Raw genomic sequence first — 16,950 nt, forward strand, 5'->3', positions numbered from 1 at the left:
ATGACTGGAATTAACACCGTGACACAATGTTAAGGTGCACGAATGGTATTGTTAATCATTATCATTTACAACCCAGTATTGAGATAAAAAACACAAAACGCGATCAATAAATCATTATTTACAATTAATAATGATTATCATTCTATTTTTGTTGAGATTGGTTATCAATCGTATTAGCATATGGGCGATATTGGTCTTTACTTAGGCCGCGAACAGATTCGGAAGACAGATGGCAAAACTTAATAATCGATTTTGGTTTAGGCTGCATGGCTGGTTTTCATTACCCGTGTGGATCATTTTTTGTTTTGTGTGCCTTACAGGGACCATTTCAGTCATTAGCCATGAGTTAACCTGGCTGACTAACCCTGAAGCTCGTGCAAGTAATCCACAGCAAGTCAAAGAAAAACCGATGTCGGAACTGGTAGAGATTGTTCAGCAAGCGCACCCAACGGCCAGTATTTCAACGGTTATGAGTTTTGAGCCTTATTTGGTTAATGCGGTTATTTTTACCGATAAAGACGTGCCGTTTGCTATTGCCTATGTCAACCAATACACAGGTGACATTCAGGAGATTAACCAAGGCATCACCTTCATTAATTTTATGCGGTCTTTGCATGGCTGGTTGCTGTTTCCTTGGCATAGTAATTACAGCGTGGGCTATTACATTGTTTGTGCAATGGCCATTGTGATGCTTGGCGCGCTCATTACTGGGCTGGTAGTGTATAAAAATTTCTGGCGGGCTTTTACTCAACCTAAATTACGTATTACTCAAGGCAAAAAAACACTGCTTGCAGATTTACATCGTTTAGCGGGTGTATGGTCGATGTGGTTTTTGCTGCTGATGAGCATTACTGGTTTGTGGTATTTGGCACAAGCGATGATGTGGCACAATCATATTGAGCTTGAAGAGCACGCACCGTTAATTGAAGTCAGTCAGGTGCCTATGTCGTCTAATGAGGCGCCGACAAGACCTTATACATTGTCTAATGCATTACAGGTTGCTGAGCAGCAATTTCCTGGCTTTAAAAGTACCTATGTCATGCTGCCAGAGCACCAAAGAGATACGTATAAAGTGTATGGTCAAGGCGATCATATTTTTTATGACCAATACGCTTATGGTGTAACAGTTAACCCATGGAATGGAGCGATTGAAAGCGAGCGAACACCTGCAAAAATGACCACATTACAAACGCTATCGCACATTGCCGATCCGCTGCATTACGGCACAATTGGTGGGCTATGGACAAAAGCGATTTGGTTTATTTTTGGCATTTTTCTCACGGGCATGTCGATTACAGGCTTTTTAATGTGGGGAGGGCGCACTGTCAAAGCCGCTAAAGCTGATTTAGACGTGACCTCGAGTGTTAACTCGCACTTTGTTAAACAGGAGAGTCACTAATGGCCCGCATGCAAAATACGCTTTGGAACCGTTACAAATATAAAATCAATGGCTTAATATTAGTGCTCGTTGGCTATTTTTTATATCAGTCTCTGTTTCCACAATTTCCTGATGCGCTGCCCACTCAGGAGCAGGGGGCATTTGAAGTTACGCCAATTCCTTACAATGTAGATGCCCCATATCTGCATGATGGTACTTATACCAAAGACTTTTTACTCTTGTTCAGTAAAGGGCAGGTGAGTGCGATCCGCCAGGCATATTTAACCATTGGTATCGATCCTCTACCTTTGGCGACATTACAGTTAGGGGACGCAGGGATTTTACACGGTAGCCAACATGGACAAGAAGTGCATGCCATTGCGCCTGAAGTATTGCGTGCAGAGCATAAAATCTGGTTAACCATTGAAGATTGGCAAGGCCAGCATCAGGTGACGAGCTGGGCTTTACCAGATATTTTACATTCAAATCACTGATAGCTAGCCTTATGCTGTTGGGCGTTGTTTGCTGGTTGTTGGTATTTAACAATTGCCAGCAATAATGCCTCATTGTTAAATACCAAATGCCTTACGCTCAGATTCACACTCATATTCGGCCATTTCAAACTCACGGCAAATAAGTGGTCTCAGTTCGTAAATTGAACACATCATGGTGTCTCTGTCCAGGGCGGCGCACCAACCATCATCAAGGCGGCGCATCACTTCCCCGCCCCAATCATCTTTAGCGATATAGGCTTTAGGCACGCCGGTTTCGGTAATTAACATCACTTCTAATCGGCAGCAACATGCTTGACAGTTTGAGCAGGTTATCGGATTTTTTCTTGGCGTAATGGTGTCGATAGCACTGCCTGATTGAGGTGAGGCGCTCGGCGCAATATCGGTAAACTTGGCAATAAGATTTGAAGGCATTAAAGGCTGCGGTTAACTATTTTGGCTAAGGATACCGTATTGTTGGCAGGTTATCCTAATTACCAATAACAAAATAACCATCAAACGATGTTTGATGGTTATGTCTAGGGTCTGTTGAACTTTCAAGGTTATTTTTGCAGCGAATTGTTGGCCATTTCTACAAGGCAGAGACTTTGAGGTGTAGTTATTCTACATAAAAAGTCGATAACGCAGTAAAAATGGCCAACAAACGCTGCCTGAAAGGTTCGGCTAAAAACGTTTTACTCTTTGTTGAATGACTCTTTGCGAATAAAGAGTTGCTTAGATTGCTAGGCATCAATCCATTCGCCTCGATTAAAACGTTTTTAACTCGAACAAAATTTAACCAGCAAAGTTCAACAGACCCTAGACGCATAAATTAGAGTTTTACTACTTTTCCCGTTAATGCGACACCTGCCATTAATGCGCCCGCACCACATTGAAACGTGTCATTACTGCTGGTGAGGTTATGCTTGTAGTTTGATTTAATCTCAACCACCGCATTGCCGCCTTCTTTTATCGCACGATCTTTTAAAGCAATCATCGCCGATAAAAATACCCATTGGCATGCCTCTAAATCGGTTTTATTAAAGGCGTTGGTTTTTTTACTGGTGCTAAATTCACCCATTGTTTGCTGGGGATCACCATAAGTTTGATCGCCAAAATAAAAACGGACACTGTCGCCAAGCTTATTTTTAGCATGATCTGTGTTCATGGCATCTGCTATCGTGTAATTGCCAATATCATCGCGGGCAAAGGTTGTTGCTGGCAGCAAACAGAGTGCCAAAATCATTGTTGCTAAGGTGTGCTTCATTTATTAAAAAGTCCTTTTAGTGATTGTTGTTAAATTTACCCCTTAAGCCAAGCAAAATAACATTAAAAATCCTCTGTGACACTTATCAAAAAGGATGATCTATTCGTGCTAAGAACACTCCCTAATAAGGGGGGAGTATTTATTACTTTGTGTCATCTTCACCCCATAATCGCCATGCTAAACCTGAGGCTCTTGAGGTGGCTTGTTTACTGGCCTTTTCAAATAATTGGCTTGTGCCTAAACAGTAAAAATGGTTTTTAGCTCGGGTAATGGCGGTGTAAAGCAATTCTTTGGTGAGCAGTTGCCATTGTGACACGCTAGGGCGCGGCGGCAATACAAAGCTGACTTTATCAAATTCGCTGCCCTGGCTTTTGTGTACCGTCATGGCGTAGCAGGTTTCGTGGCTTGGTAATCTTGCTGGTAATACTTTTAATAAGCTGCCATCAGCCATCACAAAATGGGCCATTAATCGCTCAGGTTTATTGCGGTCTTGTAAAATTAAGCCAATATCGCCATTGAATAAGCCTAGGTTGTAATCGTTACTTTGAATAATGATTGGTCTGCCAAGATAAAACTCGCCCTGAGCACTGATTAACTTAGCCTGAGTTAAGCTTTCGGTCATTGCAATGTTGATCCCTTCAACGCCAAATTCACCGGCACGCATGGCACATAAAATACGGTATTGGTTAAAGCTATCGATGATGCTTTGCTCGCTATGAGGCAAATTAAATGTGTGATCCCCCCCCTGACTTGCACTAGCAAAGGCGTGTTGGTTAGCTTGAATTTGTTGTAAATATTCACCATATGCCTGCACTGACATTGTGAGTAATTGCTGTTTACCCTGATTTTGACTTAGTAGTTCCTGCGTATGTTCAAACCAATGTAGTTCGGCATGATTACTTTGCCACACTTGCGCAATAGCCGCGGTATTACCTTGATTTACCGCATTGGCTAATAAGCCGATACCGGCATCGCCTTTAAAACGATGACTGTGCATTAACATGCATAAGCTGTCGCCGATTTTCGGTTGTGGATGAATAAATTGGCTAACATCTTGGCCGGTTAAGTTGGCAATATTTTGTGCTTGGCTGGCACTGTAACGCATTGACCAGGGTGTGGTTGCATGAGCAGAAGTTTGTTTTAATCCGACACAAATATCAGCCAGTACCGCCCCGGCTTCGACTGAGGCGAGCTGATCTTGATCGCCCAACAATATCAGTCTGCCGTGAGGTGGTAGGGCGCTAAGCAATTTGTACATCATGGGCAAGTCGACCATTGAGGCTTCGTCAACCACGAGTAGATCTAATCGCAATGGATTGTGCTGGTGGTGCCTAAACTGATGCGAATTAGGAATGACACCTAATAACCTGTGCAGTGTTGAGGCTTCTTCAGGGATCCGCGTTAATGCATCATTCAATACCCTAGCAATGCTTGCGTTTTCCAGGTTGGATAATTCATTAAGCAAACGCTGTTTGGAAGCTTTAATGGATTCGCTTAATCTTGCTGCTGCTTTGCCTGTGGGGGCTACTAAACGAATGGTGAGATTCGATTGTGTCAGCAGTAACAATAGCAACTTAGTGACTGTGGTTGTTTTACCTGTGCCCGGGCCGCCAGTGATCACGGCTAATGCGTTGAGTAATGCAGTCGCCGTGGCGATTTTTTGCCAGTCAAACGTTTGTTGGTGTGTAGAGTTAGCCTTAAATAGGCTTTCAATAAGCTGCGGTAACTGGCTTTGGCTCAGATCAATTTTGATGGGCTGAGATGCCAGTTGAGTGAGTTTGTTGGCCACTTGCGTTTCAAAAAAGTGGTATTTATTTAGGTACAGGCGGCCGTGCTCTAAAATGAGTGGCTTATTTTCACCACCAGCGCCAACCGCATCGAATTGACTAATATGCTCAATGAGTTGATTGTGGCTTATTGTAATTTGGCAATTGACTTGCGTTTGCCTGTGCGTGTCTTCTGTCATGGGATTGGCCAGATTTATCTGCTCAATCACCAAGCAACTGTGTTGGTTTGATAATTGTTGGCTTAAGAGGGCGCAAACCAATAAAAATAATTCAGAAGATCCATTGTCTGAGTGGTCATCTATCGTTGAAATCGATTCTATTCTTGCCAATTCCAGAGCAAAGTGGCGGTCTAACGGTGTAATTATGCGTTGTTCTTGCCACTGTTTTAGTAGCTCGCCAATTGGTTGTGTCAGCATTAACATGATGGCGCCTCCACCGTCGATGTGGGGTGTTGCCCCATAAATAGCGTATCAAGTTGTTCAATTAATGCTTGAGGTGGCTTATCAAAAAACACGCCGCTGCCGGGGTGATCTGGGCTCATACCACGTAAAAATAAGTAATAGCATCCACCGATATGTTGTTGATAGTTGTAGCCCGGAAGCCTAAGGCTTAAATAGCGGTGTAACGCTAGGGTATACAAAATGTACTGCAAGTTATAACGGTGGCTGTTAATTGCATTTTCCATGGCGGTTTGGTTGTAGTCTGAAAAGTGATTACCTAAATGGTTCGATTTATAATCGGCGATGTAAAAGCGACCTTGGTGTTCAAAGGTTAAGTCGATAAAGCCTTTTAACATGCCTTGCAAGGTGTCAAAGTCGAGGCCGGCAATATACCCGTATTGTTGTAAAATCGGGTTTAATTGTTGTGCTTGTAAAGCTGAAATAGGCAGATAAAACTCCATTTCGACACGGGTTTGCTTCAGCGGTAATTGCATTAAGCAGATGGCGTCTGAGCCCGTGTTTGTCGACTGATGCTTGGTTAACGGCGTCGCTAAAATTTGCTGGTACCACAAACTTAATGGGTCAAACCAGAGCGTTTCATCAAAGCCATATTGCTTCATGGCTTTTTGCAGTGCGCCTGGCAGCTCGGTATCGGCTTTTGTAAAGTCAAATAGCTCTAAGACTAAATGCATAAAGCTACCGGCATTGGCACCGCGTTCAAAACTAAAACGGTCAAGTTGTGGCTCGTCTAGGGTTTCATCTTGTAACTGCAATTGCAGCAGTTCGTCGCTAAAGTCTTCATCGTCAGCGCCTGGCGCGACTCGTTCGTGGGGCAGGTGTTTAACCAAACCTGAATAACTGCCAACGCGCCATGCAAGGCTTTGCTTACGGGTGACTTGTTTGGCGCATAGCTCAATGTCGTTATCGTCGATTTTAGCCAGTGAGCTGGTGTCTATGGTGTCACTGACTTGTTCAACACTGATGGCATCGATAGTGGCAATGTGTTTAACCTTGGTTTGAATAAGATTAAAGTCGGTGTTTTTATCGGTGATCCCCAACAAATAGCCAATGCCAGTTTCGTGAAGTTGGCTACTGATCCCAGCCTTTAATATTCTGCTTTGATTGGCAATATATAAGTAACATAGGTACACAGGGCGCGTTAATGCGACGTAAAGTAGGCGTAAGTCTTCGGCGAGAATCTCTTGCTTTAATTGCTCCCAACCTTCATCGGTGGCGTCTATGTCCCACACTAATTGTTCGTCTTGATGGTAAAGCATGGGCGTTGGGCGTCGGTTGTTATTTCTGGCCAGGCTGATAAACGGCACAAAGCACACCGGATATTCTAAGCCTTTGCTTTTGTGTATGGTGACAATTTGCACCAGGTTTTGTTCGCTCTCTAGGCGTAGCTGTTGCTCATCACCGCTTTGGGTGCTGATAAGTTGTTGTTTGTACCAATTGATTAAGGCGCTGCTGCCGTCGAGTTCGGTAGCCTTTTGTTGAAGCAATTCTGCTAAATGTCTAAAGTCGGTTAGGCGTCGCTCGCCTGAACCTTTGGTGCTCAGCGGCGCGTCATCATTGTCATCATTCTCGGCAATGTCTCTTGTGGTATTGGTTTGCGACAGCGATAAGTAGCGATGAATTAATTGGGTTTCACTGGCAAAATTGAGTAATGCTGGCATTACACCACGCTGCAGCCAAAGCTCATGCCAATGTATAAATTGGCTGAGGACTTGCTGGCGTTGCTCTTCGTCTTGATTAAATTGATGAATTTGCAGAGCACTAAAACCCACAAGCTCTGTGGCGAGTGCCGCTCGAATAGCCCGTTCATTTTTAGGCGTAGCTAATGCGTGTAATAGAATGGCCATTTCACGGGCTTCAAGGGTGTTAAATACGCTGTCACGGCTAAGAAACACTGCGCCTATTTGCCGTGCTGAAAGCTCAGCCTGCATGATAGCGGCTTCGTTACGGTCGCGCACCAGGACGGCTATGTGTTTAGCGATGAGTGGCTCATCGGGTTCATTTTTGGCCGTTTGAATACCGCAATGGCCTTGTTGCGACTCTGTGAGTAGGCGTTTTATTTCACTGGCGGCATCGCTGGCCAGTTTTTGTCTTGCTGTGGCTTTATTGAGCCCAATATCGCTGTCTTCAGCTAACAGTTTTATCCTCAATGTGTCTTTACGCTTTGTTGCTTCTTTAAGCACTTTATGAGTGGCAGAGCTTGGCGTTTTGACGAGATCAAACGGGATTTCGCTGTTTATAAATGGATTGGTATGCTGGCTAAATAACTGATTAACGCCCGCGACTAATGATGACGATGAGCGATAATTTGTGTCTAAGTTATAGTGGGCCTGGGTTTGTTGCCGCGCAGCGATATAAGTGTAAATATCTGCGCCCCTAAAGGCATAAATGGCCTGTTTAGGGTCACCGATCATTAACAAACTGAGTTTACCAGGTGCTTTGTCTTGGTGTGGTTCGAGTTCAAGTTGTGATGCTAATGGCTGCTGATATACCTGATTAAAAATGGCAAATTGCAGTGGATCGGTATCCTGGAATTCATCGATTAATGCCACAGGAAATCGCGCTGCAATCGCTTGGCCTAAAGTGAGTGGATTGTGGCTGAGCGCCATGGCTAAACTGAGCAATAGGTCGTCAGGTGTCATTAAGTTGCGTTGCTGTTTTTGCCCGGTAAAACGCTGGCGAATACCGTCGCGTGCACGGACTAAAAACGATGGTATAAGCTGTTGTATTAATTCAAGTAACGTATCGATGTGTTCAAGCAGTGGAGCTTGTGCTGCCGTTGGAACTACACCGCCTTTGTTTAGCTTTAAATCGGATAAGGCAATGTGTTCTAGGGCTTTTATAGGTGGTAAGCCCTGACCAACGGCAACCCAGTGACTGATGTCGTCAAATACCTTGGCAAGTTTGGGGTAATTGTCGCTGGCTTTACCAAAACGTTGGCCATTTAGCGGTAATGCGCTGAGTAATTCAAAGGTGTCTTGTTGTTTGGCTTGCCACAAGCGCTTAAACCGGCTCAAACAGACGGTTAATTGTTCGCTGAGCTTGTCAAATGCAATGGGGTTATTCGCTAACTTTGCCTGAGTTGCGCCTAATAGCGGGCGCAAGCTTTTGGCTAAATAGTCTGGCTCAGCAAAGTGTTCGCTAATGGCCTGGGCTAACAGCGGCGGGAGTGGATAGCAGACCTCTCGCCAAAAATCGCGCACGGCATGATGTAAAAATTCGCTGTCATCTAAGGTGAATTCAGACTCAAACAAGAGTGAAGACTCAAAGGCCATGTCTGACAAAATGCGCTGGCAAAACCCGTGAATGGTAAAAATGGCGGCTTCATCTAATGATTTTAGCGCTAAATCGAGGCGGCGCAGGGCAATTGGGCGCTCATCTTCAGTTGTGTCTTGATATAGCTGTTCAATAAACGGGTCGTTAATGGGTAGACCCAAAAAACGTTTAAATGCGAGGTTAATGCGTTTACGGATCCTGTCGCGAAGCTCTTCAGTGGCGGCATTCGTGAAGGTAACCACTAAAATTTGCTCGCAAGTTAATGGAGTGTAGCCGCAATGGCCAAGCAGCAGCCTTAAATATAATCCCGATATAGTATAGGTTTTACCTGTGCCGGCACTGGCTTCGATTAAGCTTGTACCATAAAAAGGCAATGTTAGGGCATTTAATGGTGTGACATTATTGGTCATTATTGTGCTCCAACATTGTGCGATTTCGCAATAAATTGGCTTAATACCTCTACGGCACTTTTACTGACAAAAGTGTCTAATTCGGCCAACTTATCTTTGGTATACAGGCTTAACATGGGCTGCAATAAGTGATGACTGAGTTGGCCAAAGGTGGCTTCGTTGAAATCGTCAGGAAATTGAAATAATCGTTGATTGTGCGGGTCAAACCCTTCGCCAAATTGATGTTGGCCATCATCCCATTTGGCTTTCGCTTTAAGCAGTTTTTCCTGGTGATCACCTTCGGCTTCAACGTAAGCAAAGGCCGTTTTAGGCATAAAACATAATGGCTGGCGTTGACCGTGAATAAAACACTCGATAAAGCGCAATAATTGGCTTGTTGCTTGTTCTGATGTGAGTGGAGCAAAGGCATGAAAATGACCAATGTCGAGTAAGTAACTGTAACCGTGTTTGGCGCAATGTTCAGATTGAGTGGTTTGCCCGGCCATGGCATTTAGGCACAAATGACGTAAGTAGATGCGAATAAAATCACGCCCGTGTGCTGTACCTGGGCGATAATTGACTAATCCTTTGGGTAAAATATCATCAATGCGGCCAACGAGGTTAACCCGTAATGGCGAGCTGCTGTCTTGGATTTTCATGTCAAATAACAAGTCGATATTGACCGTGTGCATGGGTTGATCGTCTTGTAAAAACTGCACACGGTTTATAAGTGGCGTAATGTCGCGTTGGTATTGTGCGAGCAACACGTTATCAAAAGGCGCCATGGGTAACTCGCCACTGGCCTTTAATCTGTTGATTAATGCATCGTCTGGCACGCTCAGTTTATTTTCAATGGCGTTATTGACCATAGACAATTGCAATACAAAGCGCTCAAGGGCATTAAGACTAAAAGGTTCGTCATTGTCATCAGCTTGAATGTCTAGTGATAAATCTACTTTTAGGCTGCGATTAAAAAAGAATTGCGCTGGATTACGGTAAAAACGGATCAGTGATGACAGCTCTAGTTCAACAACTTTGACACCTTGGTTATCAATATAAGCATGAGCAAACACTTCGTCAGCTTGTTCTGCTGATAAGGGCAATGGCTGATTGAAAAATGGCATACTAAACGTTCCTTGCTTAGAGGGTGGACACCACTGTGCATTATAACTTTGTTGTAAATGACCGTTATGTTGGGCATTGGCACTGAATAATTTTACATCAAACGGCTGTAATGGCTGGGTTTGAATGAGTTGTTGCAACACTTGTTTGTCAGCGTCGTCGGCACTGATGTTGCCAGTGTGTTCGTGTTGACGTTTTAGCGCCGATGGCAGGTAGCTGAGTTGGCAATATTCCACTAATTCAGACACTAGCATTGATGGGATCCGCTCAGCATTATCGCGTTCACTGTGGCCAATATAGCTGATATACAGTTGCTGACGAGCAGACAGTAAGGCTTCTAAAAACAGATATCGGTCGTCTAGGCGGCGAGAGCGGTCACCTTTTTTAGGGCCAAAGTGGGCCATTAAGTCAAAGCCTACAGGATGTTGTACTCGAGGATATACGCCATCGTTCATGCCCAGTAGGCACACCACCTTAAACGGGATTGAACGCATTGGCATTAAGGTACAAAAGTTAATGCTACCAGCAAGATAACGTTGGCCAACGCGGGATTCGGTTAACCGTTGATTAAACCATTGTTTTAATACTTCAATATTGACCTTGCCTTGATGGCCCGCATTGTCGAGTTCGGTTTCCAGTGCAACTAAGGCATCACGAATGGCCTGTATTTGCTCACGTTCGTCATCATTGGTGTCGTAGCAGTCGGCCAGTAATTGTTGCAACTGGCTTAGGCGTTCGCGTGTACTAAAATCGCGAGCAAATAAGCTGTAGTAGGTGTCTATGGTTTCTAAAAAGTTAAGCAGTTTACCGAGTGCTTGAGATGATTGGCCTTCAATCCCTTGTACCGTTAACGCGCCCTGGTATATGTCGGCTTGATCGTTAAACGCATAACCTAATATGAGCCGTTTAATGCCAAAAGCCCATGAGTTTTGAGTAAAGGGTAATACCCCTAATTGACTGCGAGTGTGTTCGTCGCGTCCCCAGCGCACGTTAGCCTCGTCTAGCCAGCGACGAATAAGCGACAATTCGTCATCATCGAGTTCAAAACGACGCAAAATGGCTGGCACTTCTAATATGCTAATTATTTCAGTCAGGCCAAAACGGCTTTGGTTTATGTTCAGTAGATTTAAAAAACTGTTAATTAAGGGTGACTCTTGTGCTGCGCCTCGGTCGGCGATGGCATAGGGCAGGTAGTAGTCACCTTTTTGCGGGTTTTTATCGGTAAAATATTGGCTGTTGGCGGTACCAAATACGGCATCGATAAACGGTGCGTAAGCGGCGACATCTGGCATCATCACCACAATGTCTTTGGGATGTAAGCTCGCATCGTTTGATAACAGTTCAAGCAAATGGTCGTGTAGGGTTTCAACTTCTCTTAATGCGCTATGACAACTGCGCAGTGTTATTGAATCATCATTAGGGGTGAGTTCTCGGCGTGCGTCAATGTCTTGATATATATCGGCATCTGGGCCCAAAGGTTGGCCTAATGTTTCCATTTGCAATATGTCGTATTGCACACCCCGTAAGAGATTATTTGGCTCGGGTTCTACATAACAGTCATAGCCAAAGTCGGTGTGCTCTGGGGGGAGGCTTAACATTAAATCCAGCAATTCACGGCCCATTTGGCCATTGTTTGCCAGCAATGGATTTCCGACTTCGAGCTTGTCTTCCCAGCCTTGTTCAAGCTGTTTTTTATTGGCGTATTGTAGAGCCATTCTTGCTCGGGCTTTGGGTTCAACTATGTCGCCCCAATAATGCTGACAAGGGCTTAATGACAGTATGATGACGTCAATACGCGACGCTAAATGATAAAGTACGTCAAGGGTTTGCGGCGGCATAGACGAAATACCAAACACATATAAACGCTCAGGTAACATGGATAAGTCTGTGTCTGGGTTTATCAGCGCAGCCAGGAGATCTGCGTGTAAATTTGCCCTGTGGTAATGACTTGCTTGCAGTTGGTTGCGATTATACTCCACCAGTGCTCGCCACAATATGGGCTGCCAACGCTGGTTTTGATCTAATTCAAGCGGTTTATCCAATTGGCTTAACGCTTGGTTTTGCTCCCAAGCGAGGATCCACTCAGGACGATAGACTAAATATTGGTCAAAAATGTCGGCAATACGTCCGCACAATTGAAACAGCTTTATGGCGTCATGGGCAGTGTCATTAGCCTGCAATGTTTGCCCGTATTCCTTGCTGTTTTCTTGGTTGGGTTGTGTATTTTCGGCAGATTTTGTTTGTGGTGTTAAATATTGTTTTAACGGGCCAAAGTCGCTGTTGTCTAACAAGCCTGGCAATAAGTCCATGAGTTTCCATGTCATGGCTGCTTTTGTAAAGGCGTTGTCTTTGGGCACATTGGGCAGTAAGTCATGGCATAATTGCCAAGTAAAACTCGATGGCAATGGAAAGGTCAGTGCCGCTGCAATACCGTTGTGTTTAGCCACTTCTAATCGCAGCCAAGTCGACATGCCTGGGCTTTGTACCAGAATATGCTCACCACTTAATATGCTCTTGTTATCTGAGCTCATTGCAAGCAGTTTGGCTAACTGCTGCGATAACACTTCCATTTGATTTGATTGAATTAAGGTAAGCATGGGCAACTCGCTGATTTGACATTAATTCATTCTATGGACTCTGACTAATTTCAGCAATCAAAACTCGCCATCGGCAAGGTTGTTTGCAGATCAACTGCGCAATAAGCGTAGGCGTAGCAGACGATACAAACGCATAAATTGTTTCATGTGTTGCTGAGTTTGTTCAGCGCTTAGCGGTTGGTATTTAAGTGCCATAAACTCATCACTTAATGCCATAAATTTTGTGGCAATAGCAGGGTGTTGTTGCAGCTTAGCCTCAACAGTTTTGGCGTAGTCGCTTGGCGTCTGCCCTTGTGGGCGCGGCACGCCTTTTTTAGCCAAACGCTGACAAATCAAATTGTAACGTTTATTGAGCGGATCTTCTGTGTTATCAATATTAAATAGGCCCGCATAATAACCAATGATTAAGGCAATAACGATAAAGCTGAGTATCATCATTAACGCAATTTTACTGCTGGTGACATCTCCTAGCAGTTTAGATAACACTTGCTGTTTTCGCTCTTCATCAAAGCCCAGTACCCACACGCTCCAATAGTAATCGAGGCTTGAGAGCTGTTGGCGTAACTCGTTGAGCCAGGGGTATTGTTTCATTCTTAAAGGGCTGAAGGGGCTGTCTTGTAAATAGCTACTTTGGCTGTCAAATGTGGCATCAAAGCCATCTAAAATTCGCTGGGGCGCTATCATTGCTGTTGGGTCAAAACGCTGCCAGCCTTTACCTTCTAGCCACACTTCTGTCCATGCATGAGCCATATATTGATAAACGCTGTAATAACCTGCTTGTGGATTGTACTCACCGCCTTGATAGCCTGTTACCATGCGCGCAGGCAGACCGCTTGATCTGGCCATAAACACTAAGGCTGAGGCGTAATGAGCACAAAAACCGGCGCGATTATCAAATAAAAAATCATCGATTTGTTGCTCGCCAACGGTCGGTGGGCTCAAGGTGTAGTAATAGGCTTGTTCGGCAAAGTAATTCATCATCGCGTTTATCCGAGCCTGCGGTTCGGGATAGTCTTGCGTAAACTTTTTTGCTAAGGCGTGGGTTTTAGGATTACTGTTTGCAGGTAATGCCAAATTGAGCTTTTTAGTATTATCCTTTAACGTTAACTCCATAACATTATTGGGGTATGAGGTGACGCGGTAACTTATTCGTTGATCGATAGGCCTAAGTGAATACAAAGTGTAATCTGGCAGTTCAACAATTTGGCTGTTTTCACTAAAGGCTTCGTCGAGACCATATAACCACTTTTGATGGCTTGGCTCGCTAATGACAACGTATTCAATTTTATTTTGCGCTGAAGCAATTGGCCTATCGCGTTGTGGTTTTTGAAAGAACGCCTGGCGTTGTAAATCTTTAATGCTTGGGTCTTGGCGCCATGTTTTACCGTCGTAGTTTTCCATGACTAATGTACGCCAATATAAATCTTGATTTGCAGGGCCTGTGGTACTTCCGTCTGGGTTATCAAATCCCACTCTAAAAGCCAGCTCGGCGGAGCGAGTCAACTTATTGATGTCGCCAAATGACATTTCATCAGATAAACCTGTGGTGGCTGACTTCATGTTAGGTACCATCCACAATGGCCCTAAACGCGGAAATACCACAAATAAAAGTATGGCTAACGGTAAACTGTGTAGTACTAATTTAACGCTAAAACTAAGGTTGGCCAGCTTGTTAGATTTATCTTGATAAACGCTCACTAAAATACCGGTGTTGATGATCACAACCACAAGTAAATGCAAGGTATTGAGCATGCCCTGTTGGTCTAATAATGTCAGGGCGATAAGAAAATACCCTACCAATACAATGGCTTTAACATCGCGTTGCTCACGCATTTCTATGTATTTAAGGGCATAACCTAATATGAGCAGGTTGATTAACGCTTTGAGTAAACCGATTTCAGTTGAGACTAAGGCGAGGGTGATGGCGGCCCCGATAGCTAAAGATGTGACTAAGAATTTTGGCGGTGCAGCTACTTTGCCTAGGTAAATACCTATCCGCCACACAAAACAAATGGCGCAAATGCCGATGCTCCAGAGTGTGGCTTGTTCGTATAACGGGCTTAGCACAGCAACATTGGTTATTAGCAGCCAAAAAAGGGTGTTGCGGCTGATGATTGCGTCAAAGTTGTCTTTCATTATGTCGCCTCAACCTGTGCTGTACTTGGTGTAAAATCAGGATTGATGCTGCCATACACTTGATAGGTGGCAATAGCCGTTTGACATGCAATACGATGGGCTTCGCCGGTTTGTTGATTGATTACGGTGTGTCCAAGTTTTAGCCCAAAAATTTGCTGTGATTGGCTGAGTTTATCAACTTGCCAAGCTAAACGGCTAAGCTGTTGCTCAATGTCTTTTCCGCTAGAATTGGCGAGGTTGAGCCATACGGGCAAGCCTTCTGGCTCGGCAAACTCTTTTGACAGCATGCCTTTGTCTTGTGCCCATTGTTTCCATGCCACTTGCTTTAGTGACTCACCTGGCACGTATGCTCTTAAGCCTTTGTAGTCATCAACGCCAGGGCGTAATTTACCGTGCTCATATTGACTGTCGTTGTCGCTCACTTGGCTGGTAAGAATGATGTCGCTGGCTTCGGGTTTTGCAAAAATCACGTGTTGAATATCAAGGTCTACATAAGACCATGCACGGCATAAACCTAGTGGAAAATGAGATGATACTTTTATCCTGCCGGGGTTTAGGTAACCGCGTTTAGGGTGTTCAAACGGCACAGTGGCAATCGTTTGTTGTTCCATGTGTTTAAGCCGCGTATGGCGCTGGTGGCTAAATTGCAAACAGATTTGTTGATGGGTTGTGTCTGTATGCTTATTGCTGGCATTGGCGGTGAGCATTATCGGAAACGGTGTGCTATCACCCGCATACGCAATAGGGGGTTTTACGGCATTAAAGCTAAGTCCGGCAAGGTTTTTGTAACTGTAAATAATGCAGGTGTTTAACACGCTGGCCAATAATAAACTTAAGCCAATAACCAGGTTATTTTGATAGTTAGTGCCAAATAAATACAGTAGTACGATAAGGCCTATCCAAAATAAACCAAAGCCGCTAGGCAAGATAAAAATGCTGCGGTGGCTTAAGGTGATGTGCTTTTGTGGCGGTAAGCGCCTTTTTAGCCAGCGGTCCCAGCGTTGAGTTACCGATGCCGGGATAGCACGCAAAAACCACGACGGTTGGCTGTATGTTGACTTAGCTGATTTGGCGCGTTGTTTGTCCATGTTAACCCTTAGCCTTAGCGGATCGGATTAACACTGGCAAGGATGGTGTCAGACAGTGCTTGCCCCTGAAACTGACTGCTGCTACGAATGCGATGCTCGGCAACCGATGCAAATACCGCTTGGATATCTTCAGGCACCACATATTGACGCTGATGGATAAACGCCCATGCTTTTGCAGCTTGCAATAGCGCGATACTGGCCCGAGGCGATAAACCACTGGCCACATCGTGCTGGCGCGAAAAATCGACCAAGGCAATAAGGTAGTTTAGTACTGCATCAGAGGCTGCCACTTGTGCCACTTGTTGTTGAAGTAATAACAATTCTTGTGGAGTAATGCACTGAGCTAACTGCGCTTGTTTGCTCGCTTGTGTGTGAGTTTTTAACATGGCCAATTCGGCCTCATGACTTGGGTAGCCAATCGAAATCCGCATCATAAAGCGGTCAAGTTGTGATTCTGGTAACGGGAAGGTGCCGGCTTGATCTAATGGATTTTGAGTAGCAATCACAAAAAACGGCGAGCTTAAATGATGAGTGATGCCGTCAAGGGTGATTTGTTGCTCGGCCATGGCCTCAAGAAGCGCGCTTTGGGTTTTGGGGCTGGCACGGTTTATTTCATCGGCGAGCAGCATTTGGTTAAATACTGGCCCTTTATGAAATACAAATTGTTGTTGCTCTTTGTTGTAAATCGATACTCCAAGAATGTCAGCCGGCAGCATGTCGCTGGTAAACTGAATGCGTTGGTAGCTCATGCCTAAACTGCTAGCGATGCCCTGGGATAGGCTGGTTTTCCCCATGCCAGGAAGGTCTTCTATTAATAAATGACCTTTGGCCAAAATGCAGGTCACTGCAAGTTTAATTTGTTCAGGCTTACCTAACAATACGCTTGCTAGTTGTTTTAATAATGTTTCGATAGTTGATTGCGACACGTTCGCTCCCAGTCTGTAAACCTCAACGTATTGAG

General features: G+C 44.5%; 10 protein-coding genes. 2 read left to right on the forward strand and 8 right to left on the reverse strand.

Features of this window, described 5'->3' with window-relative positions:
• The first annotated feature begins 229 nt into the window (after positions 1-229).
• Positions 230-1,399: a PepSY-associated TM helix domain-containing protein gene (locus tag IEW93_RS16820; protein ID WP_188740438.1), complete on the forward strand. Its 1,170-nt coding sequence runs from the start codon at positions 230-232 to the stop codon at positions 1,397-1,399.
• A complete protein-coding gene (locus IEW93_RS16825; protein WP_188740439.1) occupies positions 1,399-1,872 on the forward strand; it encodes a PA2404 family protein in 474 nt (157 codons plus the stop codon). The genes IEW93_RS16820 and IEW93_RS16825 overlap by 1 nt, the downstream gene beginning before the upstream one ends.
• Before the next feature lie 75 nt (positions 1,873-1,947).
• On the opposite strand, the gene IEW93_RS16830 is transcribed toward IEW93_RS16825, so the two are convergent.
• The 8 genes from IEW93_RS16830 to IEW93_RS16865 all read right to left on the reverse strand — a co-directional run bounded on the left by IEW93_RS16830 (position 1,948) and on the right by IEW93_RS16865 (position 16,915).
• On the reverse strand, positions 1,948-2,304 hold the full coding sequence (locus tag IEW93_RS16830) for a YkgJ family cysteine cluster protein (RefSeq protein ID WP_188740440.1): 357 nt from the start codon (positions 2,302-2,304) through the stop codon (positions 1,948-1,950).
• Positions 2,305-2,701: 397 nt separating this feature from the next.
• Positions 2,702-3,136 (reverse strand): excinuclease, encoded by a 435-nt coding sequence (locus tag IEW93_RS16835; RefSeq protein ID WP_188740441.1) that lies wholly within the window; start codon positions 3,134-3,136, stop codon positions 2,702-2,704.
• A gap of 142 nt (positions 3,137-3,278) precedes the next feature.
• Positions 3,279-5,345: an exodeoxyribonuclease V subunit alpha gene (gene recD, locus IEW93_RS16840; protein WP_188740442.1), complete on the reverse strand. Its 2,067-nt coding sequence runs from the start codon at positions 5,343-5,345 to the stop codon at positions 3,279-3,281.
• Positions 5,339-9,067, reverse strand: a complete 3,729-nt coding sequence (recB, locus tag IEW93_RS16845; RefSeq protein ID WP_188740443.1) for an exodeoxyribonuclease V subunit beta — start codon at positions 9,065-9,067, stop codon at positions 5,339-5,341. Before recB ends, recD begins: the two co-directional genes overlap by 7 nt.
• Entirely contained in the window at positions 9,067-12,765 is a 3,699-nt protein-coding gene (gene recC, locus IEW93_RS16850; RefSeq protein ID WP_188740444.1) for an exodeoxyribonuclease V subunit gamma, read from the reverse strand. Before recC ends, recB begins: the two co-directional genes overlap by 1 nt.
• 90 nt (positions 12,766-12,855) lie before the next feature.
• Positions 12,856-14,901, reverse strand: a complete 2,046-nt coding sequence (locus IEW93_RS16855; RefSeq protein ID WP_188740445.1) for a transglutaminase TgpA family protein — start codon at positions 14,899-14,901, stop codon at positions 12,856-12,858.
• Positions 14,901-15,989 (reverse strand): DUF58 domain-containing protein, encoded by a 1,089-nt coding sequence (locus IEW93_RS16860; protein ID WP_188740446.1) that lies wholly within the window; start codon positions 15,987-15,989, stop codon positions 14,901-14,903. Before IEW93_RS16860 ends, IEW93_RS16855 begins: the two co-directional genes overlap by 1 nt.
• A gap of 14 nt (positions 15,990-16,003) precedes the next feature.
• Positions 16,004-16,915, reverse strand: coding sequence for an AAA family ATPase (locus IEW93_RS16865; RefSeq protein WP_188740447.1), 912 nt, complete (start codon positions 16,913-16,915; stop codon positions 16,004-16,006).
• Positions 16,916-16,950 lie beyond the last annotated feature (35 nt).

This window comes from Shewanella inventionis, from assembly GCF_014641855.1.
GTDB classification, from domain to species: Bacteria; Pseudomonadota; Gammaproteobacteria; order Enterobacterales; family Shewanellaceae; genus Shewanella; species Shewanella inventionis.